The organism is Terrimonas sp. (assembly GCF_003075435.1).
Taxonomy (GTDB): domain Bacteria; phylum Bacteroidota; class Bacteroidia; order Chitinophagales; family Chitinophagaceae; genus Agriterribacter.
The window spans coordinates 117,442-139,072 of the sequence record NZ_QCZJ01000006.1 but is presented as its reverse complement, the minus strand read 5'-3'; the positions used below and the strand labels follow the sequence as shown (position 1 = coordinate 139,072).

13 protein-coding genes and 1 pseudogene are annotated in these 21,631 nt (G+C 41.3%); 6 read left to right on the top strand and 8 right to left on the bottom strand.

All coding sequences use genetic code 11. From position 1 onward, the window contains the following. Positions 1-60 precede the first annotated feature (60 nt). Together rpoB and DC498_RS08895 are read right to left on the bottom strand one after the other, a co-directional pair. Positions 61-3,870, bottom strand: coding sequence for a DNA-directed RNA polymerase subunit beta (rpoB, locus tag DC498_RS08900; RefSeq protein ID WP_116873796.1), 3,810 nt, complete (start codon positions 3,868-3,870; stop codon positions 61-63). A gap of 212 nt (positions 3,871-4,082) precedes the next feature. Continuing rightward, on the bottom strand, positions 4,083-4,988 hold the full coding sequence (locus DC498_RS08895; RefSeq protein WP_116873795.1) for a carbohydrate kinase family protein: 906 nt from the start codon (positions 4,986-4,988) through the stop codon (positions 4,083-4,085). Between the two features lie 115 nt (positions 4,989-5,103). Between DC498_RS08895 and DC498_RS26150 the strand changes: the two genes are divergently transcribed. From DC498_RS26150 to DC498_RS08880, 4 genes and pseudogenes are all read left to right on the top strand, one after another. Beyond that, positions 5,104-5,247, top strand: coding sequence for a hypothetical protein (locus tag DC498_RS26150; RefSeq protein WP_165813800.1), 144 nt, complete (start codon positions 5,104-5,106; stop codon positions 5,245-5,247). A 92-nt stretch (positions 5,248-5,339) separates the two neighbouring features. After that, positions 5,340-6,329: a hypothetical protein gene (locus DC498_RS08890; protein ID WP_116873794.1), complete on the top strand. Its 990-nt coding sequence runs from the start codon at positions 5,340-5,342 to the stop codon at positions 6,327-6,329. A 272-nt stretch (positions 6,330-6,601) separates the two neighbouring features. Beyond that, positions 6,602-8,974: an outer membrane beta-barrel family protein gene (locus DC498_RS08885; RefSeq protein ID WP_116873793.1), complete on the top strand. Its 2,373-nt coding sequence runs from the start codon at positions 6,602-6,604 to the stop codon at positions 8,972-8,974. A gap of 118 nt (positions 8,975-9,092) precedes the next feature. Then, a pseudogene (locus tag DC498_RS08880) lies at positions 9,093-9,634 on the top strand (ORF6N domain-containing protein). A 142-nt stretch (positions 9,635-9,776) separates the two neighbouring features. Here DC498_RS08880 and DC498_RS08875 read toward each other — a convergent pair. From DC498_RS08875 to eat, 5 genes are all read right to left on the bottom strand, one after another. Then, positions 9,777-11,141, bottom strand: coding sequence for an aldehyde dehydrogenase family protein (locus DC498_RS08875; RefSeq protein WP_116873792.1), 1,365 nt, complete (start codon positions 11,139-11,141; stop codon positions 9,777-9,779). A 143-nt stretch (positions 11,142-11,284) separates the two neighbouring features. Further along, positions 11,285-11,983, bottom strand: a complete 699-nt coding sequence (locus DC498_RS08870; protein ID WP_116873791.1) for a gamma-glutamyl-gamma-aminobutyrate hydrolase family protein — start codon at positions 11,981-11,983, stop codon at positions 11,285-11,287. Next, a complete protein-coding gene (locus tag DC498_RS08865) occupies positions 11,983-13,131 on the bottom strand; it encodes an iron-containing alcohol dehydrogenase (protein ID WP_116873790.1) in 1,149 nt (382 codons plus the stop codon). The genes DC498_RS08870 and DC498_RS08865 overlap by 1 nt, the downstream gene beginning before the upstream one ends. Before the next feature lie 112 nt (positions 13,132-13,243). Then, positions 13,244-14,611: a glutamine synthetase family protein gene (locus DC498_RS08860; protein ID WP_206197564.1), complete on the bottom strand. Its 1,368-nt coding sequence runs from the start codon at positions 14,609-14,611 to the stop codon at positions 13,244-13,246. 3 nt (positions 14,612-14,614) lie between these two features. Further along, positions 14,615-15,937, bottom strand: a complete 1,323-nt coding sequence (gene eat / locus DC498_RS08855) for an ethanolamine permease (RefSeq protein ID WP_116873789.1) — start codon at positions 15,935-15,937, stop codon at positions 14,615-14,617. Between the two features lie 231 nt (positions 15,938-16,168). Here eat and DC498_RS08850 point away from each other — a divergent pair, with 231 nt between their 5' ends. Next, positions 16,169-17,842, top strand: a complete 1,674-nt coding sequence (locus DC498_RS08850; protein ID WP_165813799.1) for a lamin tail domain-containing protein — start codon at positions 16,169-16,171, stop codon at positions 17,840-17,842. A gap of 382 nt (positions 17,843-18,224) precedes the next feature. Next, the gene (locus DC498_RS08845; protein ID WP_116873787.1) at positions 18,225-19,406 is read left to right on the top strand and encodes an aspartate aminotransferase family protein; all 1,182 of its coding nucleotides are present in this window, start codon (positions 18,225-18,227) and stop codon (positions 19,404-19,406) included. Positions 19,407-19,726: 320 nt separating this feature from the next. On the opposite strand, the gene DC498_RS08840 is transcribed toward DC498_RS08845, so the two are convergent. Further along, the gene (locus tag DC498_RS08840) at positions 19,727-21,598 is read right to left on the bottom strand and encodes a CocE/NonD family hydrolase (protein WP_116873786.1); all 1,872 of its coding nucleotides are present in this window, start codon (positions 21,596-21,598) and stop codon (positions 19,727-19,729) included. Between the last annotated feature and the right edge of the window lie 33 nt (positions 21,599-21,631).

Genomic DNA, 21,631 nt, shown 5'->3' with positions numbered 1-21,631 from the left:
TAGACAATGGGCAATAGTGAATGGTGAATATTGCCCATTCACTATTCACCATTCACTACTTTATTCAAACTTCAACTCTAATCCCAAGCCTCTTAACTCATGCACCAATACGTTGAATGATTCCGGTAATCCGGCCCTTGGAATATTATCGCCTTTAACAATTGATTCATAAGTCTTGGCACGACCAATGATATCATCTGATTTAAGCGTTAACAACTCCTGCAGAATGTTTGACGCGCCATACGCTTCCAGCGCCCAAACTTCCATTTCACCAAAACGCTGACCACCAAACTGTGCTTTACCACCCAATGGCTGTTGCGTGATCAAACTGTACGGCCCGATAGAACGTGCGTGCATCTTGTCATCAACCATGTGGTGCAGCTTAATCATATAAATGATACCAACTGTTGCTTTCTGGTCAAAGCGCTCGCCGGTTTCACCATCATGCAAATAGGTGTGACCGAATGAAGGCAACCCTGCTTTAGTAATATAATCAGCTATTTCTTCAGTAGATGCACCATCAAAAATTGGTGTAGCGAACTTAACACCCAATTTTTCAGCAGCCCAGCCTAATACAGTTTCGTAAATCTGTCCCAGGTTCATACGGCTTGGTACCCCCAGCGGGTTCAACACAATATCAACAGGTGTTCCATCTTCAAGGAAAGGCATGTCTTCTGCACGTACAATTCTTGCCACAATACCTTTATTTCCGTGACGACCCGCCATTTTATCACCCACTTTCAACTTACGTTTTACAGCAAGGTAAACTTTGGCGAGCTTCAATACACCTGCAGGTAATTCATCACCAATAGAAATATTGAATTTCTCTCTCTTATATCTTCCGAGCTCTTCGTTGAATTTGATATTATAGTTGTGCAACAGGATGTTGATCTGGTTGTCTATCTGGTCATCACCTGTCCAACCCAAAGGATTGATGTTTTGATAATCTAAAGTAGCAAGATTCTTTGCATTGAATTTTGCACTCTTACCAATCTGCATTTCACCAAAGTTGTTGGTTACACCAGCAGATGATTTATCTTTCAACAATACCTGCAGTTTGCTGATCAATACATCCAGCAGATCTTTTTCATTCTGCTCATGCACTTTTTCCAGTTTATCTATCGCTGCTTTCTCACGAACCTTAGCGTTCTTATCTTTCTTGGCACGCTGGAAAAGTTTTTTATCAATTACCACACCTTCGGTTCCGCTTGGTGCTTTCAAAGAAGCATCTTTTGCATCACCCGCTTTATCACCAAAGATGGCACGTAATAATTTTTCTTCAGGAGTAGGATCACTTTCTCCTTTTGGAGTGATCTTACCGATGATGATATCACCTTCTTTAACCTGCGCACCTATACGGATAATACCATTCTGATCAAGATCTTTGGTAGCATCTTCAGATACGTTAGGAATATCAGGTGTTAATTCTTCTTCACCCAACTTAGTATCTCTTACTTCCAGTTCATATTCAGAAATATGAATAGAAGTAAACAAATCTTCGCGGGCAACTTTCTCACTGATCACGATCGCATCCTCAAAGTTGTACCCTTTCCATGGCATGAACGCCACTTTAAGGTTACGACCCAATGCCAGTTCACCATCTTTGGTAGCATATCCTTCTGTTAAGAAATCACCGTTTTTAACGCGCTGACCTTTTTTAACAGCAGGGCGGAGATTGATACAGGTTTCCTGGTTCGTTTTCATGAACTTGGTAAGCCTGTATATTTTTAAGTCATCTTCAAAACTTACCAACTTCTGCGCTTCATCTCTTTCGTAACGAACATGTATCTCGTTTGCATCCACAAACTCTACCACACCATTTCCATCAGCATGAATCTGGATTCTTGCATCACGGGCTGCTTTTCCTTCAAGTCCGGTTCCTACAAACGGAGCTTGTGGAACGATCAAAGGAACTGCCTGGCGTTGCATGTTTGATCCCATCAGCGCCCGGTTGGCATCATCATGCTCAAGAAAGGGGATAAGCGAAGCACTCAAACCAACAATCTGGTTTGGCGCAACGTCCATATATTCTACTTCTGTTCTTTCTAATATAGGGAAATCGCCTGTTTGACGTGACCTTACCTGCTCTTCCACAAATGCACCTTTTTCATCAAGTGGCGCGTTTGCCTGTGCAATTTTCGCTTCATCTTCTTCCTCTGCGCTCAGGTAAGATAGCTTTTTCATATCCACCTTACCATCATCCACTTTCCTGTAAGGTGTTTCAATAAAGCCCATTTCGTTGATCTTGGCGTGAACGCACAATGTAGAGATCAAACCGATGTTTGGACCTTCAGGTGTTTCAATAGTACACAAACGACCATAGTGAGAATAGTGTACGTCACGAACCTCGAAACCTGCACGCTCACGGCTTAAACCACCGGGTCCGAGTGCGGAAATACGACGCTTGTGCGTGATTTCACTCAATGGATTTGTCTGGTCAAGGAACTGAGACAACTGTGATGTTCCAAAGAAAGAGTTGATCACAGAAGACAATGTTCTTGCATTGATCAAATCAACCGGCGTAAACACCTCGTTATCACGTACGTTCATTCTTTCGCGGATGGTACGCGCCATACGCGCTAAACCAACACCAAACTGTGCAAACAACTGCTCACCCACTGTACGTACACGGCGGTTGCTCAGGTGATCAATATCATCAATTTCCGCTTTCGCGTTTGTCAGGCGAACGAGGTATTTAATGATCTCAATAATATCCTGCTTGGTTAATGTTTTTTGATCAAGCGGCTGGTTCAGGTTCAGCTTGCGGTTGATTTTATAACGACCTACTTCTCCTAAATCATAACGTTTATCAGAGAAGAACAACTTGTCGATAATACCACGGGCTGTTTCATTATCAGGAGCATCAGCACCACGCAACTGGCGATAGATATGCTGAACCGCTTCCAGTTCTGAGTTAGCGCTATCCTTGTTAAGTGTATTATATATAATAGCGTAGTCACCGCTCACTTCTTCTTTCTGGATAAATACACCCTTTACGTCCATATCAACGATCAGGTCAACTGCTTCCTGATCAAGAACGGTATCACGCTCCAACACCACTTCATTTCTTTCAATTGATACAACCTCACCGGTATCTTCATCCACAAAATCTTCCACCCATGTTCTTAATACACGGGCTGCCAATCTCTTACCAATATATTTTTCAAGCGTTTTTTTATCAGTCTTTACTTCATCAGCCATTCCGAATAACTCCAGGATGTCCTTATCCGTTTCATAACCAATAGAACGCAACAGGGTAGTTACAGGGAATTTTTTCTTACGGTCAATGTAAGCATACATCACGTTATTGATGTCTGTGGCAAACTCCATCCATGCACCCTTGAAAGGAATAACCCTTGCAGAGTATATTTTAGTTCCGTTGGGGTGGAGCGACTGACCGAAGAATACGCCCGGAGAACGATGCAACTGGGATACTACCACACGCTCAGCGCCGTTGATAACGAAAGTACCGCGGGGCGTCATGTAAGGGATATTACCCAAAAACACATCCTGAACGATAGTCTGGAAATCTACGTGCTCTTCATCATTACAGCTTAAGCGAAGCTTGGCTTTTAATGGAACAGCGTATGTTAATCCACGCTCCATACACTCCTCAATACTGTAGCGGGGCGGATCAATAAAATAATCCAAAAATTCAAGTACAAATATGTTGCGGGTATCTGTAATAGGGAAATTCTCTTTAAACACTTTAAAGAGACCTTCAATATTTCTTTTGTCAGGAGTAGTTTCCAACTGGAAAAATTCCTTGAAAGACTGGATCTGGATTTCCAATAAATCCGGCGTTTCCGCCAGGTGCTTGATCTTTCCGAAGTCGATCCTGCTGTTTGTAGCAACCTTTGTTGAAGACATAGTTTAAAAGCGCTTTTATTGTTTAATGACAAAATGCCAACATGCCTTGTTCTCCAAAAAACAAAACACATTGCAAATCAGTCATTTATAAATTCAATTGAAAAGTCAAATTGTATCAGGCCCAATTTAAGGAGTGCAAAGGTAAAGAATATAGCGTTCTGAACAAGTTTTTTTATTCAATAACTGCTTATTAATAACTTGTTGATAACTTTTCAGTTGTTGGTCTTAAATCCCCCAATCGCTGCCAAAACTTCAGGAACAGTGTAAGGTGGGCAGGCACCCGGCTTTGTGGCTATAAAAGCTCCCATACCTGCGGCAAAGGATACAGCATTATCCGGAGAAGCGCATTCAATATACTTTGAAAGAAAAGCCGCCAGAAAAGAGTCTCCGCTGCCAATGGTGTCAGCAACTTTAACTATATAACCCGGATGCTCATAAAATTTGCCATCCTCCAGCACAATGGCTCCTTTATCGCCGCGGGTGGTAAGGATCGTATTCAAATGAAACTTATCCTGTAATGCGGCAATAAATTCTTTTTCACTTCCCTTTAAACCATACCAATCACCCAACAACTGCAGTTCATCATTATTTAATTTTAATATATCAGCATGCTGAAGCAGGTAATCAAGGGTTTTCCTTTCGTAATGAGGCGCCCGGAGATTTATATCCAATATTTTAAAAGGAGCAATTTCCAGCAGTTCAAACAAAGTTCTCCTTGAAGCTTCAGCCCTGGCACCCAGGCTGCCAAAAATGAAATACGCAGCGCCTGAAACCAGTTTTTCAAGCGACATATTATATTCTATAAAGTCCCATGCTACAGGCTTTACAATATCATAAGTAACGTGGTTGCCATCTACTTTTGCCAGCACGCGGCTGGTTTCGTGCTCATTATCTTTTTGTATAAAGTCTCCTGAAACTTTTTTAGAAGTGAAATAGTCAAATAACTCCTTACCGAGCTCGTCGTTGCCAATGCGGCTAATCATTGCCGTGGGTATGCCCAATTGGTTGAGATGGTATGCCGCATTCATTGGCGCGCCACCGGGTTGTTTGCTGCCATCAGGCAAAAAATCCCATAAAACTTCTCCAAAACAAACGGCAGTGTAATCGTTATTATTCATGTAGATGATTTTAGCGGCAGGCTGTGAGCTGTGGGCTATGGGCTTTCAGCTATCAGCTTCAAACTGCACAATTTAGGGAAAAGATGAGATTTTTCTACTGCGAAAAACGAATCTTATGTCTATCAAATCTGTTCAGTATATTACTGTTAAACATGAAAACACTCCCCATGCTTCACATTCCACGTTTTACAAAATTTTTCAATCGAAGAATTATCCTGGCATGCAACGAAAAATGATTACTACCGCTCACTACCAGTAAAATGATGTGTTGAATTTTGTATGATGATAAACACAAGACATGCGGGCCTTATGTTTACCATCTGACTTTTCTCCATTGATTTAACACTTGCAATGAAAACCAATATATACATTATCCTGCTGTTGATTGGCATATTTACTTCCTGCAAAAAGCAAAGCGCGGTAAAGCTGCCGGGATCGTATCTTGAATACCTCGATGAAAAGCAGATACTGAGCATTACCGCTGCCGGTAACGAAGTGTGGCTATTGTCTTCAACCGTGTGTAATACCTGCCCTGTGCCTGGCTATGTAAGTTCTGTTCCACTTAATTATCAACTTACCAAAATAACAGGCAATAGCTATAAAGTAGATGAAAAAACCCGCGTTGGGAAGCCAGTTAGAGACAGGAATAATCATTTATACGCAAAAGGAATTGACTATAAAGGCATTTATAAGATCAATGATGTTAATGATTATTCACTCATTGTGGAAACAGGCGATTTGACGGTCAACGATTTTGTTTTCGACAATAATAATCATATATGGATATGGGGCACAACAGGTATTGGCTATTGGGATGGCAGCCGTTTGGAGGTATATAACAGTTCAACTGCCGGTCTGCCTACTGATATTATACATGGCATAACCGTGGATGCCAATAATATTGTATGGGCACCTTTGGATTATGCGGGCAAGGGTGTTTTGAAGATTGATAACGGCAACCGGAGCATTGTGCCCATCACCAGCATACCCGGTCTCTCACCTGACAACTATCTTACTAACCCGGTTGCCGATGATGCCGGTAATATATGGTTCAGCACCTACGCATTCACCTCTCCAAAGATTGTTAAATACGATGGCAGTAGCTGGAAAATGCTACCTTCTGATTATGATGGATATATTATCGGCAGGGATCAAAAAGGAATCGTTTGGCAAACGAGAAATAACAGCAACTCTTCCCAGGGGCCAACATCGCTGTACCATTTTACAAACAACGAATGGCAGCAGGTAAATACCAGCGAAAACAAGGGTTATATTTATACTGTGGATGTAACAGATAACAATATTTTTATCGGCACTTCGAGGGGATTACTGGTGAAGTAGAAAGGTTTAGTAGTATATACTAATCAATTACCCAACTCCATCGCCGGTTACATAAGAAGATTATCAGCCTTCCTCTATCCTTACACGCTTACTCCAATATAATTTCCACAGCAGGCATTATTCGTTATTTATTTTAATATGAAGCGGTCTTCTAAAGAATTATATATTCTGGTTGCCGGAGATAGGCAGCATTCACATACGGTGCGCTGGCTTTATAAAGGGCATAACTAAATAATTAGTTTAAAAACTAATTATTTAGTTATGTTTGCAAAATGATGCTATCGCTGAGAATTCTTATTCCACTTCTCGTTATCAATAATATCGCACTTGCCCAAACGGTAGGAGGTCATGTATCCGGATCAATAAATAAAGAACCGCTTCCGCTGGTTTCAGTTGTATTGCAAAAAGAAAACACTACCATTGCAACAACCATCACGGATAAAGAAGGCCTGTTTCGTTTTTATGTTTCATTAGTGCATCATCAAACATATATACTCCGGCTTTCCCTGATCGGTTATTATTCAAAAGAAGTTTCATTTATATACCCTGATACCAGTGTGCTCCATCAGTTGGTATTAGAAGAAAGCAAAACTATATTAGCTGAGGTAACTGTTACCGGCAAACAGCCGTTATTGATGCGAAAAAGTGATCGTACTATCATCAACATCGAAAACAGCGAACTTGCCAATGGCTTTTCTGCCAGTGAAGTATTACAGCGTTTGCCCGGCCTGTGGGTTGACAATATGGGCAATATACGCTTAAAAGGAAACCAGTCTGTTACAATAATGGTGAATGACGTTGTTCAGCGTTTAGACACAGAGGAACTTGTTGATTATCTACGCGCTCTTAAATCAGATGAAATCAGCCGGATTGAGCTCATACCCAATCCGCCATCAGAATTTGAAGCTGGTGGCTCAGGTGGTATTATCCATATCATTCTAAAAAAAAGGAACAAGAATGGCTGGACAGGATCGTTCAATACAGAATACCGGCAGCAGGCAGATAAGCCTTATTATACCACAGGCGCTATGCTCAATCATCAACTTAACAAGCTTTATATATCCGGCAGTATCACTTTTGTAAGAGATACCCGGAGCATTACTGAAAAAACTACCATAACTTATCCGCACCTGTCTTCATTTTCTAATTTCACACATCGTGGTGAAAAAGTGCAAAGACAGCAATACCGTTTTGCTGCTGTATATGATCTCAGCAAATCGCAATCACTCAGTTTACAATCTTCATTTTCTAAAACAAACTGGAGGCAGCAATTTTTTAGTGATGAAATATATAAAGCATATCAATTGTCTTACGGAAAAGCAACATCCGCCAAACAACGCATACTTAATTTTACAGGCGCTACACTGAATTATTCATACAGGCCGGATACATTGGGCACTATACTGAAAGTTATTGCAGACTTTTCGAACAACACCAGGGATGATAACAGTGAATATAACAAGATCAATGAGGATCAGTATAAACAAAGACAATGGAGAGCACAGATACCGGTTAACACAAGAATATTCAGTCTACAATCAGATTACACCAAAATATTTACTCCAAAAACGCTTTTAAAATCAGGAATAAAATATGCATCCATATCCAGGGATAACAAAATGGTGACAGAAGATCTTGAAAATGCTTCATGGACATTAACCCCTGGCCAAAACAATCATTTTCTGTATGCCGAAAATATCCTGATGCTCTACGTATCTGCAGAACAAAAATGGAGGAACACAACTGTTAATGCAGGATTAAGAGCCGAACAAACTTTTAGCAAAGGGAATGAAATAAGCTCATCTATTACATTCTCACGAAAATATCTTGGTTTGTTTCCATCGGTATTTTTAATGCAATCACTAAATGCAGAAAAAGGAACAACAATCACTGCATCATATTCCCGACGTCTTACAAGACCGGCTTTGAACGAACTAAATCCCGCCCGTATAGAATTTGGCAGCTATACCTCTGTTTCGGGAAATCCAAATTTACAACCACAGTACAGCAATCATTTTTCGCTTGCATACCAGTTCATCAAAAACCATTCGCTGGAAGCATATTTTGTGCACACCAATAATTTTATTGCCTTATCTGCCAATACAGGGGCTAACAATTCTATTGACTATCACACCGAAAATACCGGAACTACAAAGGAGTATGGCATTGAATACAGCAGCACTATCTTTCCTGTAAAATCCTGGACTATAAACACCAGCCTGTCTGCTTACCGTTCTGTATACAGCTTTAATGAAAAGCCTTACCGCCTGACTTCTTTCTACGCCAGTTCGATACACACACTCACGTTTACAAATATTACAGATATTGATGTTATGGCTGATTACCGGTCGCCATATATTTATACTAACTTATATACTTATGGCAATTTTAATATGGACATAGGTTTTTCTAAAAAAATATTGAAAGCAAAAGCAAAACTGCGTTTAGGCTTTACTGATATATTCAACACTTCCCGCGAAAAAGAATGGACAGCAGAAAAAAACTACAGTATTGCATTTTACCGCAAACGACCAACACGCTCAATAAGGATTTCCTTTACCTATCAATTCAGCTCAGGTAAAAAAATGCAGGCAAAAAATATTGATATGGGTGGGCAGGAAGAAAGAAGGCGGGCTGGGAATTGATGGAGAAAAGTACGGAATAGAATGAATAGGTTTTTCCCTAAAACTTAAAGCAGGCATACCATGCGGAGCTATAATTCTTTTAAATATATTAGCTATCATAAAACCTAAAAAACACTATATGCAGATTATTCAATCCATTCAAAACAGGATTTACGAAATAAGAGGTGAGCGTGTAATACCTGACTATGACCTTGCCGGATTATATGAAGTAGAAACAAAGATTTTAATCAGGCCGTGAAGCGCAATATAAAACGTTTCCCAAAAGACTTTATGTTTCAGCTCACCCGGACAGAATGGAATGGACTGAAGATCTCGACAAATTCTCAAGACACTGAAATACAATCTATTATAAACAACCGGTCACAAATTGACCGGTTCGCAAAGACATCGCTCAAAAACAGCCTTACCCTTCGCCTTTACAGAACAGGGTGTGCCATGTTAAGCGGTGTACTGAATAGCGACAGAGCGATCAAAATGAATATCGCCATTATGCGGGCATTTGTAGAAATCAGAAAAATATTATTACAGCAAACTGATATAAAGGAACAATTACGTTTAATACAAGAGCGCATTAGCGAACACGATGTACAACTCAGCCAGATTTATAACAGCATTGAAAACCTGCTGGATGAAAAAGCCGCTCAACGCAAAATGGGATGAGCGGCAAAGAATAGGCTTTAAAAACTAATTTACTACTGTTCGCGGTATCCCTGACTGCCGTCAGGCAGGTTCGCCGGGAACCACCGTTGTACGAGGCGTCTTCGCCTTGTACAATTGTCCTGTCGCCTCGGGCGACATATTACTACCCTCTCAAATGATATGCCTTCGGCTGCACAAATGCTCTTATGCCATGATAAGATAATGTGGCACCCAGACCGGAGTTTTTACGACCAGACCACGGCAACGCCGCACTCACCCTGTCGCAACAGTTCCAGTATACGGTACCCGTATCCATCTGCTTCATTACTTTCTCAGCACGTTCAAGGCTTTTTGAATATACAGCGGCAGTTAATCCGTACGGCGTATCCTTCATTAATTCAACCGCTTCATTATCATCTTTTACTTTTTGTATACCTATTACCGGACCAAATGATTCTTCCGTCATCAGCTTCATACTATGATTTGCATCTACCACTACCGTGGGCTCAAAAAAGTAGCCTTTACCCGGCAATGAATTGCCTCCTGAAAGAATTTTTCCGCCCCTGGTCCGCGCATCTTCTACCTGCTCTTTTAAAAACGGAAGTTGCTCTTTGCGGCTTACCGGACCTATACTTGTTTCCCTGTTAAGCGGATTGCCTGTAATTAATTTTTTTGCTTCTGTAACAAAAGTATCAACAAATGCATCGTATATTTTCTCCTGTACGTATATACGCTCCACCGCGCAACAGCTCTGCCCTGTATTATATACCGCACCTTCAAGAGCAGCTTCAGCAACCGCTTTCACATCTTCTACATCATCCATCACATATAAAGGATCTTTACCACCCAGCTCTAACTGAACAGGCACCAGCTTTCCGGCAGTTTGTTCTGCTATGTATTTACCGGTGCGGTAGCTTCCGGTAAAGAAATATCCATCCAGCGGAAGATCGAGTAATGCCTGACCGGCAGCGCCCTTGCCTATAACAATACTGAATACATTTTCGGGTATGCCTGACAGGTATAATAAACGTTGTATATGCAGTCCTGTTAATGTAGAATATTCAGAAGGTTTATACAGCACGCCATTGCCGCCGATCAATGCCGGAATAAAAACGTTTACCCCTACGAGATAAGGATAATTCCATGCAGAAATATTAGCGATTATACCTAGCGGCTCATACACAATTTTTTCCCGCGTTGCATCTTCTTCGGTTATCCATTCTTCCGCCAGCCATTTGGCAGAATTTTTTATAAAATATTCAATGCGTTTTCTTGCACCATTTATTTCATTGTATGATTGCTGAACGGGTTTTCCAACCTCTTTGGTCAGTGTTTCTGCCAGCTCATCTTTACGCTCATCAAGCAAAGCATAAAATTTTTCAATCGCGCTGATGCGTTGAACCAGCGGCACCGCCGCCCATTGCTTCTGGCCTTCTTTTAAAAACTGGTACTTCTCCTGTATGGTTTCAGGGGTGTCTTCTGCTACTTCCTGTATTACTTCTTCTGTTGCCGGGTTTATAATTTGCATGTGAGTTATTTTAAAGTAAAAGGTTTAAGGTGTAAGGCTTAAGTTTGTTACAGGTTACAAGTTTCAGGTTGTTGGTTACCGGTTGAAAATTCGCTACAGGCTTTTAGTTTAAATACCTGAAACCTGTAACCCGCAACTTGTAACTATCCTGCTGCTGCTTCAACGAAAGCCGCCCTGATATTTTTTACAAAGTTACTTTCCGGATCGTTCAATCGCTCAGGGTGCCATTGCACGAGGCATAAAAAGGATTTGCCTTTGGGATATCTTCTTTCCAGTGCTTCTACTACGCCATCTGGTGAAAGGGCAGAAACGACCAACCCTTCTCCAATGATATCTGCGCTCTGGTGGTGATTACTATTTACAGTTCCTTCCTGTTTATAAATAATAGTATACAACCAGGAAGAGGGATCAACTGTTATTTTATGATAGCGATCTGAATCATCAGGTAACTTTGAATGATTGAATTTTCCCCAAATGGGTATATCCGGGATCAGTGTTCCGCCAAAAAAAACATTTGCTATCTGCAGCCCGCGGCAGATGCCCAGCACCGGTATGTTATTCGCCTCCGTATATTGCAGCACTTTCAATTCAAATTCATCCCGGGCTTCATTAATATCTGTTTCATAGCAATACTTATATAATTCGGGTTTGTTATAAAATTTAGGGTGCACATCTTCGCCACCGGTCAGTAATATACCCTGGCACTTTTCTATATCTTCAAAGTTATTTGCCCAATGGCTTAGCTGTATCACTTCAACAGCCTCACTATGCCCCAAAATCCAGTTGCTGTATTTTAAATATTTGCTGCAGTCGGTAACACCAATTACAATCTTTTGCCGCATTACAAAGCTTTTAAATAAAGTTGTTTAAAGTCTTCTCTTGATACCGGCTTGGGATTATTAGGATGTGCAAAATCCGCGAATGCCAGGTCGGCGAGTGTTTCAACATGTTCCATTTTTACGCCTATATCACGCAAATGGTGCGGTATATTTATTTTACTGTTGAGATCGAACAAATACTGAACTACTGCCTCTCCATTGTCTTTTTCCAGTTCCAGCGTTCTGGCAATTGTTCTGAACTTATCTTCAAAACCTGCAATATTAAATTCCATCCCGTACGGAATATTAACTGCGTTTGCCAAACCATGATGTGTATCGAGTAATGAAGAAAGTGGGTGTGCTAAAGAATGCACTACACCCAATCCTTTCTGAAACGCAATTGCTCCCATTATTGAGCCCAGCAGCATTTTACTCCTTGATTCAAGATCAGGTTTATTGGTAGCGGTCTCAAGCGATTCGTGTATCAGTTTCATACCCTGCAAAGCAATGCCATCACATATAGGATGATAATTTTTTGCAAGAAATGCTTCCATATTATGTGTAAGCGCATCCATGCCTGTAGCCGCGGTTATAGGCGCGGGAATATTCATGGTAAGCACAGGATCCGCAAATACAGTTTGCGCCAATAACTTGGGAGAGAACAATATTTTTTTCTGATGTGTTTCATCATCAGCTATTATAGCACTGCGGCCAACTTCACTGCCTGTACCGGAAGTGGTAGGTATAGTAATGAAATGCGGAACATCATTGGTAACATATATGTCTCCGCCTATAAGATCATCATACTTAAACAGATCTTCCCGGTGGTTGATGCGCAGGAGTATGGCACGGGCAACATCCAGCCCGGCGCCGCCACCAATACCAACCACGCTGTCGCGGTTGGTGGCATCCCACAGATCAACGCCTTTATACACATCTGATTTCACAGGATTTTTGTGGATATCTGAAAACACTTCTACGCTGATATTGTTCTTCCGCAGGTCAGCTACAATTTCTTTAAAAAACGGCAGTTGCGCTACATTAGGATCGGTAACAATTAACGGTGCTTTTAAATTATTTGCTTTTAAATAGGCAGGTAATTCTTTTACTACATTCGCACCAAAACGTATAGTGGTAGGAAAATTAAACTGATGAATTTTTTCGAATGACATATATCGAATTTGAAATTTGAAATAAGTTGTCAGCTATCAGCCTGAACCGATAAATTATAAACCTTTCACCTGATAGCTGACGGCTGATAGCTGAAAGCCGAAAGCTATCACCTTAAATAATCTCCAGATACCGCTTCAGCTCCCAATCCGTCACTACTTTTGAAAACTGGCGCCATTCCCATTCTCTTGTGGCTGTAAAATGTGCTACAAAAGTTTCACCAAAAAGCTCTTTAGCCAGGTCGGAGTTTTTCATAGCCTGTGTAGCCTGCCATAAATTGGATGGCAACACACCGTTGGTTTTATTCGCATAGCCATTGCCGATAGTAACAGGTGTTTCCAGTTTCAGTTTTTTCTTCACACCATATAATCCCGAAGCAAGACAGGCAGCAATGGCGAGATAAGGATTAGAATCAGAACCCACCACTCTTGTTTCCAGTCTCGCAGATTTTTCACCAGCCGGCAGTGCACGCAAAGCTGTTGTGCGGTTATCTACCGCCCAGGTCAGCGTTGTGGGCGCCCAGGCGCCTTCCACCAGCCTTTTATAACTGTTAACCGTAGGCGCAAACATGGGCAATATATAGGGAAGACAATATAATTGCCCTGCTATATAACTTTCCATTAGCGCGCTGATATTATGTTTTTTCTTTTTGTCGTAAAACAGGTTCTGTTTCAGGTCAGCAGACCAGAGGCTCTGGTGCACATGCCCGCTGCAACCCGGCAGGTTTTCATTAAACTTTGCCATGAATGTAGGCAGCACACCGTGGCGGTAACCAATTTCCTTCACGCTGCTTTTAAACAATACAGCCCTGTCTGCAGCCTCCAGCGAATCCGAATAAGTAATAGCAGCTTCATACACGCCCGGTCCTGTTTCTGTATGTATTCCTTCAAGCGGCACGTCAAATTTTTTCAGCAGATCAAACAGGTCATTAAAAAACGCATTGCGTTGGGATGCTCTTAACACTGAATAACCAAACATGCCGTTGGTCATTGGTTTCAGGTCGCGGAATTTTCCTGCATATAATTCATCGGAATTATCAACCAGGTTAAACCATTCAAATTCCTGTGAGCAATAAGCGTGATAACCAGCTTTCTTCACCTGCGCATTAACTTTCTTTAATAAATTCCTGGGGCAGATTTCAGAAGCAGCTTCTTTCGTATCAAAATCTGCAAGAAAAAAAGCGATATCATTATCCCAGGGGATATAGCGGCAGGTTTTAATATCAATCACAGCCATAGCATCCGGGTAGCCTGTATGCCAGCCGGTAATAGCGGCATTATCATAAGCCACATCACCCGCATCCCAGCCAAATACCACATCACAAAAACCAAAACCGCTTTCCGCGATAGATTTAAATTTTTCAAAGCTGATGACTTTACCGCGCAGCACGCCGTCAATATCTGTTACAGCTAATTTTACTTTCTGCATTTTTTTATCGGCAAGCTGTTTAAGCAATGCTGAAGTTGATGTAACCGAAGGCATATTTTATTTTTTTACAAAAAAATGAAACCATATATAACCAGCAAGCAGGATACCAAAATAGATCATTGCAACGGTAAGGTTTAAGGTAGTCATTGCAATCAGCGAAATTATGGCAATTATCAAAGCAATGTAAGGGAAGTATGGGAAAAAAGGCACTTTAAAAGGGCGCTCAATATCCGGTTCTTTCTTCCGCAATACCAATACTGTTATCATCGAAAAAATATATAATGTAAGCGCACCAAAGCAGGCAATGGTTATAATTTCAGATGTTTTGCCGGTAAGCAAAGCAATGATGCCTACCACCATATTAATAAGCAAAGCATTGGCCGGTGTTTTGAATTTGCGGTGCACCTTGCCAATAGCCAGGGGAATATACCCAACTCTTCCAAATTCAAATGTTGCTCTGCCTGCAGCGAGTATAATGCCGTGAAAGGACGCTACCAGTCCCATTAATCCAATTGTAATTAATAAATGATACAGCCATCCGCTGTTGCCGGTAATTTTTGCTAAGGCAAGCGGCAGAGGTGAGTCTGATGGCTCAGCTCCCGGTGACGGATACACGATAGCTTCCCAGCCTGCAACGCCTACAGATGATAGAAAAGTTAATATACAAAGGATGATAAGCGTCAGCAGAGCCGAACCAAAACCGATCAAGATATTCCTTTGTGGATTCACCGCTTCTTCCGCTACATTAGCTACACCTTCAATAGCAAGAAAAAACCAGATGGCAAATGGTATGGCAGCCCACGCGCCTTTAATACCATTGGGAAATGCATTTTCTGTTACATTTTTCCATTCAAAATGCGGAAGCGTAGCGCCTGCAAAAATGAGCAGCTCAACAACAGCAAGAATGGTAATGACCAACTCGAATGTGGCTGCTGCTTTTACGCCGTATATATTCAGGCTGGTAAAAATAATATATGCCACTATTGCAATAACGGTAACCGGTACCTGCGGAAAGAAAATATGAAAATATGCCCCGATAGCAGCGGCAATGGCAGGCGGGGCAAAAACAAATTCAATGATCTGTGCCATACCCGCGATAAAGCCGGCATCTTTTCCTAACGCCCTTGTTGCATAGTCAAATACACCACCCGCTTTTGGAATGGCACAGGCCAGCTCGGTATAAGAAAATGTAAAGGTGATGTATAAAATAATAATGAAGATGGTAGCTAATCCCAAACCATAGGTTCCGCCTTCTGCAAGACCAAGGTTCCAGCCAAAGTACATGCCGGATATTACATACCCCACTCCAAGCCCCCATAACATAAGCGGGCCGAGTGTCCTGGATAAATGCGCGTTAGTTTTTGGTTCTCCTGAAGACATTAAATGAGTTATTAACAGGAACAACATTTAGTTCGTAAAAAATAATGTCTGTTTTGAAAACCATTAAGAAGTTAAGGCATATTAAGGTGTTTTACTTAATTTTCTTAATTCCTTAATGGTTCATTATAAGAACGAATAGTGTTCCCGGGTAATAAGCGTTGAAGATAGATAAATAAGAGCAATTTTATTACCTTCAATACTATGAAAAGCACCGCTGTACTATTGATGTGCATGATTTGCACAATACAAACGTTTGCACAACAACGATACGATATCGTGATTAGCGAAATAATGGCTAACCCCTCTTCTTCGCCAGGGTTGCCGGAGGCAAAATATATTGAACTCCACAATGCTTCGTCCACGGCATTTAATCTTCGTAACTGCACAATCAGCGACAACAGCAGCACAGCAAAAATCAATACGGATTTTATGCTGCAGCCGGATAGTTTTATTGTAATAAGCCCTTCCTCAGGCAAAACCCTACTCTCAACTATTGCAAACGTTATAAGCGTTACCAATTTTCCAGCGCTGCGTATAAATGGAGATATGCTTATTTTACGATCTGCTTCAGCAGAACTGATACATGCCGTGGGATACGAGAGAAGCTGGTATGGCAATGAAGTTAAAGCTGACAAAGGATGGTCGCTTGAAATGATTGATGCAAAAAACCCATGCAGTGGAAAAAGCAACTGGAAGGCGAGTATCGATAGTAAAGGCGGAACGCCGGGATTACGAAACTCGATTGCAGGCAATAATCCCGATACAGACAGTCCCGCTATACTGCGTGTATTCACTACTGATAGCCTGCATGTTTCCATTAGCTTTTCCGAACCGGTTGATAGTACGATTTCATCCAATATCAATAACTACCAGTTAGATGGTAATACTATAGTTAAAGCTGAACCGCAGGCTCCGCTGTTTAATACCGTGTTGCTTACACTGTTGAACAAGCTATCTCCACAAAAAACATATAGCCTGACAGTAAAAAATATTACTGATTGCAGGCAAAATCTTACAGCAACTGGCACCGCAAATCTTGCGTTAACTACAATTGCCGGTACTAATGATATTATTATTAATGAAGTATTGTTTAATGCGCCGGATGACGGTGCGGAATATGTTGAGCTATATAACCACAGTCCTAATGCCATTAATATAAAGGAACTGTTTATCGCTACAAGAAACAGCGCAGGCAACCTTAACGCACTGAAAAGGCTAAGCGAAGAAGATATGATATTCTTTCCGGGAGCATACAAAGTATTGAGTGGCGATATTGAAGCTGTAAAGAAAAACTATATAATAAAAGATGAAAACGCATTGTTGCAGGTTGCTTCTATGCCTGCATTGCCCAACAGCAGTGGTGATATTGTTGTGTTAAATGTGCAGGGAGATATCATTGATGAACTGGTATATGCAGAAGACTGGCATTTTCCACTCATCAGTAATTATGGTGGCGTGGCATTGGAAAGAATAGACAATAAAGTATTAACCCAAAATAAAAACAACTGGCATTCTGCCGCGGCAAGTGCGGGTCATGGTACACCGGGTTACCAAAATTCACAGTTGATGCCGGCGGCAACAGTAAAAGGAGATATCAAAATTGACCCGCCTGTTTTTTCTCCGGATGGTGACGGGTATAATGATTTCCTGGTGATCAATTATGCATTTCCATCTCCCGGCTATATATGCAATATTACCGTGTTTGATGGTGCCGGAAGAGCGGTTAAATACATAGTGCGCAATGGACTATGCGGCATAAGCGGCTTTTTTAAGTGGGATGGGCTGGATGAAAAAAATCAAAGGTTAGGGATGGGTATTTATGTAGTATTGGTTGAAGTATATAATCTGCAGGGAAAGACGAAGAAATTTAAGCAGGCGGTTACACTGGCGAGAAAATTTAACTAGTAGGCTAATACATTATAAAATTCGTTTAATTCCTGGCTTTTCGCCTCATGCCGTTGTGGATACTGGTATAGAAATGTTGTACGCTGTGGAAGGGAGTTTCAATTTTTCGTATGATAAAATATGCCTTAGCCCCTCCTTAGGTCGGGGTGACAAGCTTTGGGATTTATGCTGAGCCATAGTATGATTGTTGAACATTTATCCTGATGCTGAATATTGTACTACAGCTTGTCACCCCGACCTAAGGAGGGGTCCTGATTACCTATGAGTAAGACTAATGCGTACGAAAACTTTGCCTGCAATCATAACTATGCGAAAATTTGGAAAACAACCGGTAAATGTTAAGACCCATTACTTATTCGATTAGTACCGATATTTGCGCTGCATGAACCAACGACAACTTTTTCTTCAACACGTAGCACAAACTTCTCCTGCACCATTAGCGCTTGAAATAGTAAAAGCAGAAGGGAGCATATTATGGGATGCCGAAGGTAAACAGCTCATTGATTTAATTGCAGGCATCAGCGTATGCAATATTGGTCACCGTCACACGAAAGTGGTGGAAGCCATAAAACATCAGGCAGATCAATACCTGCATTTACTGGTATATGGAGAACTGGTTGAAACACCAGAAGTGCAATATGCGCATTATCTGACACAACATCTTCCTGCATCGCTTAATTCAGTATACTTTACTAACTCAGGTGCTGAAGCAGTTGAAGGTGCTATGAAGTTAGCCAAGCGGTATACTAACCGTACGCAAATTATCGCTTTTAAAAATTCCTATCACGGTTCTACCCAGGGCGCATTAAGTATCATGGGTGATGAATACTGGCGTAACGCCTATCGCCCTTTGTTGCCGGATGTTTTGCATCTTGATTATAATGTTTTCGATGATCTTACATTCATTACAGAAAATACGGCATGCGTAATTGCAGAAACCGTACAGGCTGAAGCAGGTGTAATAGCGCCCGGAAAAAAATGGATGCAGGCATTGCGGCAAAAATGTACCGAAACAGGCACGCTGCTTATCCTCGACGAAATACAAACCGGCTTCGGCAGAACCGGATCGCTGTGGGGTTTTGAACAATTTGAGATTGTGCCGGATATTGTATTGCTTGGCAAAGCTTTAGGCGGCGGCATGCCGCTCGGCGCTTTCACTGCAGATAAAAACATCATGTGGAGTTTGACCAGTAATCCTGTGCTTGGCCACATCACTACCTTTGGTGGTCACCCCGTTTGCTGCGCAGCAGGGTTAGCTGCTATGAAAGTATTAGCAGAAGAAAATATTATTCCACCGGTAAAAGCAAAGGAGCAATTATTTCTATCACTTTTAAAGCATCCTAAAATAAAATCAATAAAGTCTGCCGGTTTATTAATTGCTGTTGAGTTTGATAGTTATGAAACCAATAAGAAAATCATTGATACCTGCATTGTCAACGGTGTACTTACAGACTGGTTTTTATTTGCTGCCAATTGTTTACGGATCGCGCCACCACTGAACATCAGTAATGAAGAGATTGAAAAAGCCTGTACTATCATTATATCTTCTATTGAGGCAAGTTGAAAAGAAAATTTCATACAGTGAGCGTAAAGAAAAGACTTTATCGCTGCGTCCGCCGCGAGAAATTAAGAAGCTGTTTAAAAACGATTGCGGGGATTCTTTGATATAATGATTGCGTACACTTTTAGCCACGAATCACACTCATTATCACGAATAATTCCGGTGTAGCAACCTGGTTATTTCACAGAGGTACACGAAGGATACACAAAGGGTCACAAAGAATTATAAAACGCTCTGTGTAACTTTGTGGCTCTTTGTGTAGCAAATCCTGCTCTGCCGCGGCGAACACCGGAGTTCGTCGCAGGAAATATATCAAGGATACACTACTTTTTCATCACCGGCAAAACAATATTACTGCTGTATGCTGCATTGTGATAAATACTGATAGTTGCTTTTTTAAAATCTTTCTTATCCATGCCTGGTATATAGCCAAATGTTTGCGGATTTCTGTCAACCAGCGGAAACCAGCTGCTTTGTACCTGCACCATAATCCGGTGTCCTTTCTTAAAAGTATGCGCTGCTTCATTTAAGTTAAAAGAAACTTTTTCAACTGTGCCTTTTTTAAAAGGAACGGGGCGCTCAAAACTTTCCCTGAATTTTCCCCTGAACACATCAGCCCTTACCATTTGCTGGTAGCCGCTCATTGATACAGGGTCTGTTGCCGAATCAGGTTTTGATAAATAAGCACCATCCGGCCATACATCAATAAGTTTTACAATAAAATCCGCATCGCTGCCGGTGGTTGATACAAACAGGTTAACACCAATTTCACCGGTTAATGTTATATCATCCTGCAAAGCTGCTGTTTCAAAATAAACTACATCAGCACGCCTGGCAGCAAAGCGTTGATCTTCTGCCATATATTTATTATTCCTGTCTTCCCAGATACCATCAGTATATGGCACAGGATTATTGGGATCGCTCACATACGATGTTACGCCTTCTCCATTTACAGGTTTATCATTTGTAATTTGTTTGTTACTATTGAAATAATATACAACAAGGTTGCTTTGTTTAGGTGGCCAGGTATTATAAGTTTTCCATTCATTAGCACCTGTTTCAAAAACCATTACTTCCGGCTGTTGAAAATTGCCTTTATCTTTTAAATAATAATTAAAAAAAGGCGTTTCTACCTGCTGCTGGTAAAACACATTCAGGTCTGAGCCAAAATGATAATCCGCAAAAGATTTCCATGAGGGAGCAGCCCAGCCGCCGTGCGTCCATGGGCCCATTACCAATCTTGCATCGTTTCCCGGAGATTGTTTTTCAATTGCAGCATAGGTTTTTAATGCACCAAATAGATCTTCCGCATCAAACCACCCACCCACTACCAACACAGCAGGCTTGATATTTTTCAGGTGCCTGCGTATATTTCTCGATTGCCAGTACCCGTCATAAGTGTCATGCTTCACTGTTTGTCTCCATGTGCTGTTGCTGTCATAAAAATATTTTGAAGTATTGGCGTTCTTCAACGGGCCAAGCTCAAGAAAAAATTTATAAGCATCTTTATAATCTGTTTCAAAGAATGGCTTATAGCTTTCTCCATTATTGATCCTGGGTCCATCAAAGCGGGAGTAAAACCCAAAATTATCCAGTAAAAAAAATGCGCCGTTGTGATTGCAGTCATCACCGATAAACTCATCAGACATAGGCGCCTGTGGAGAAACCGCTTTTAATGCAGAATGTGCGGCCGGCAACGCAGCGGAAGAATAAAACCCGGGAAATGAAATGCCATATATACCAACACGCCCGTTATTGCCGGTATGCTTCAACAGCCATTCTATTGTATCATAGGTATCGCTTGATTCATCTACATCTTTGTTTGACTGCTTGTTTTCAATGTACGGTGTCATCTCCCTGAAATTACCTTCACTCTTGTACCTGCCTCTTGCATCCTGGTACACGAAAATATATTTCTCCTTCATGAGATACACATTTGGACCAAGCCTTCTCCTGTAATTGTCTTTACCATAGGGGCGGCAGGAGTATGGCGTGCGCTGCATAAGCACCGGGTAGGTTTGTGTGGTATCTGTTGGCGTATACACTGCAGTATATAGCCTTATACCATCACGCATCGTTATATAATGCTCGGTCTTCACGTAATTTTCTCTTATCCATGCAGAATCCGCATCTTTCTGGCCAAAGAGGTAAACAGGCAAAAACAAAACAAGCAGGTAAACAACAATACTTCTCATGTAATGTGTAGATTTGAAGACAAATATCACCCC

Excerpts from the sequence above, each read along its gene's own strand:
- rpoB (WP_116873796.1), bottom strand. The coding sequence starts at position 3,870 with ATGTCTTCAACAAAGGTTGCTACAAACAGCAGGATCGACTTCGGAAAG.
- DC498_RS08895 (WP_116873795.1), bottom strand. The coding sequence starts at position 4,988 with ATGAATAATAACGATTACACTGCCGTTTGTTTTGGAGAAGTTTTATGG.
- DC498_RS26150 (WP_165813800.1), top strand. The coding sequence starts at position 5,104 with ATGTCTATCAAATCTGTTCAGTATATTACTGTTAAACATGAAAACACT.
- DC498_RS08890 (WP_116873794.1), top strand. The coding sequence starts at position 5,340 with ATGAAAACCAATATATACATTATCCTGCTGTTGATTGGCATATTTACT.
- DC498_RS08885 (WP_116873793.1), top strand. The coding sequence starts at position 6,602 with ATGATGCTATCGCTGAGAATTCTTATTCCACTTCTCGTTATCAATAAT.
- DC498_RS08875 (WP_116873792.1), bottom strand. The coding sequence starts at position 11,141 with ATGCAAATTATAAACCCGGCAACAGAAGAAGTAATACAGGAAGTAGCA.
- DC498_RS08870 (WP_116873791.1), bottom strand. The coding sequence starts at position 11,983 with ATGCGGCAAAAGATTGTAATTGGTGTTACCGACTGCAGCAAATATTTA.
- DC498_RS08865 (WP_116873790.1), bottom strand. The coding sequence starts at position 13,131 with ATGTCATTCGAAAAAATTCATCAGTTTAATTTTCCTACCACTATACGT.
- DC498_RS08860 (WP_206197564.1), bottom strand. The coding sequence starts at position 14,611 with ATGCCTTCGGTTACATCAACTTCAGCATTGCTTAAACAGCTTGCCGAT.
- eat (WP_116873789.1), bottom strand. The coding sequence starts at position 15,937 with ATGTCTTCAGGAGAACCAAAAACTAACGCGCATTTATCCAGGACACTC.
- DC498_RS08850 (WP_165813799.1), top strand. The coding sequence starts at position 16,169 with ATGATTTGCACAATACAAACGTTTGCACAACAACGATACGATATCGTG.
- DC498_RS08845 (WP_116873787.1), top strand. The coding sequence starts at position 18,225 with ATGAACCAACGACAACTTTTTCTTCAACACGTAGCACAAACTTCTCCT.
- DC498_RS08840 (WP_116873786.1), bottom strand. The coding sequence starts at position 21,598 with ATGAGAAGTATTGTTGTTTACCTGCTTGTTTTGTTTTTGCCTGTTTAC.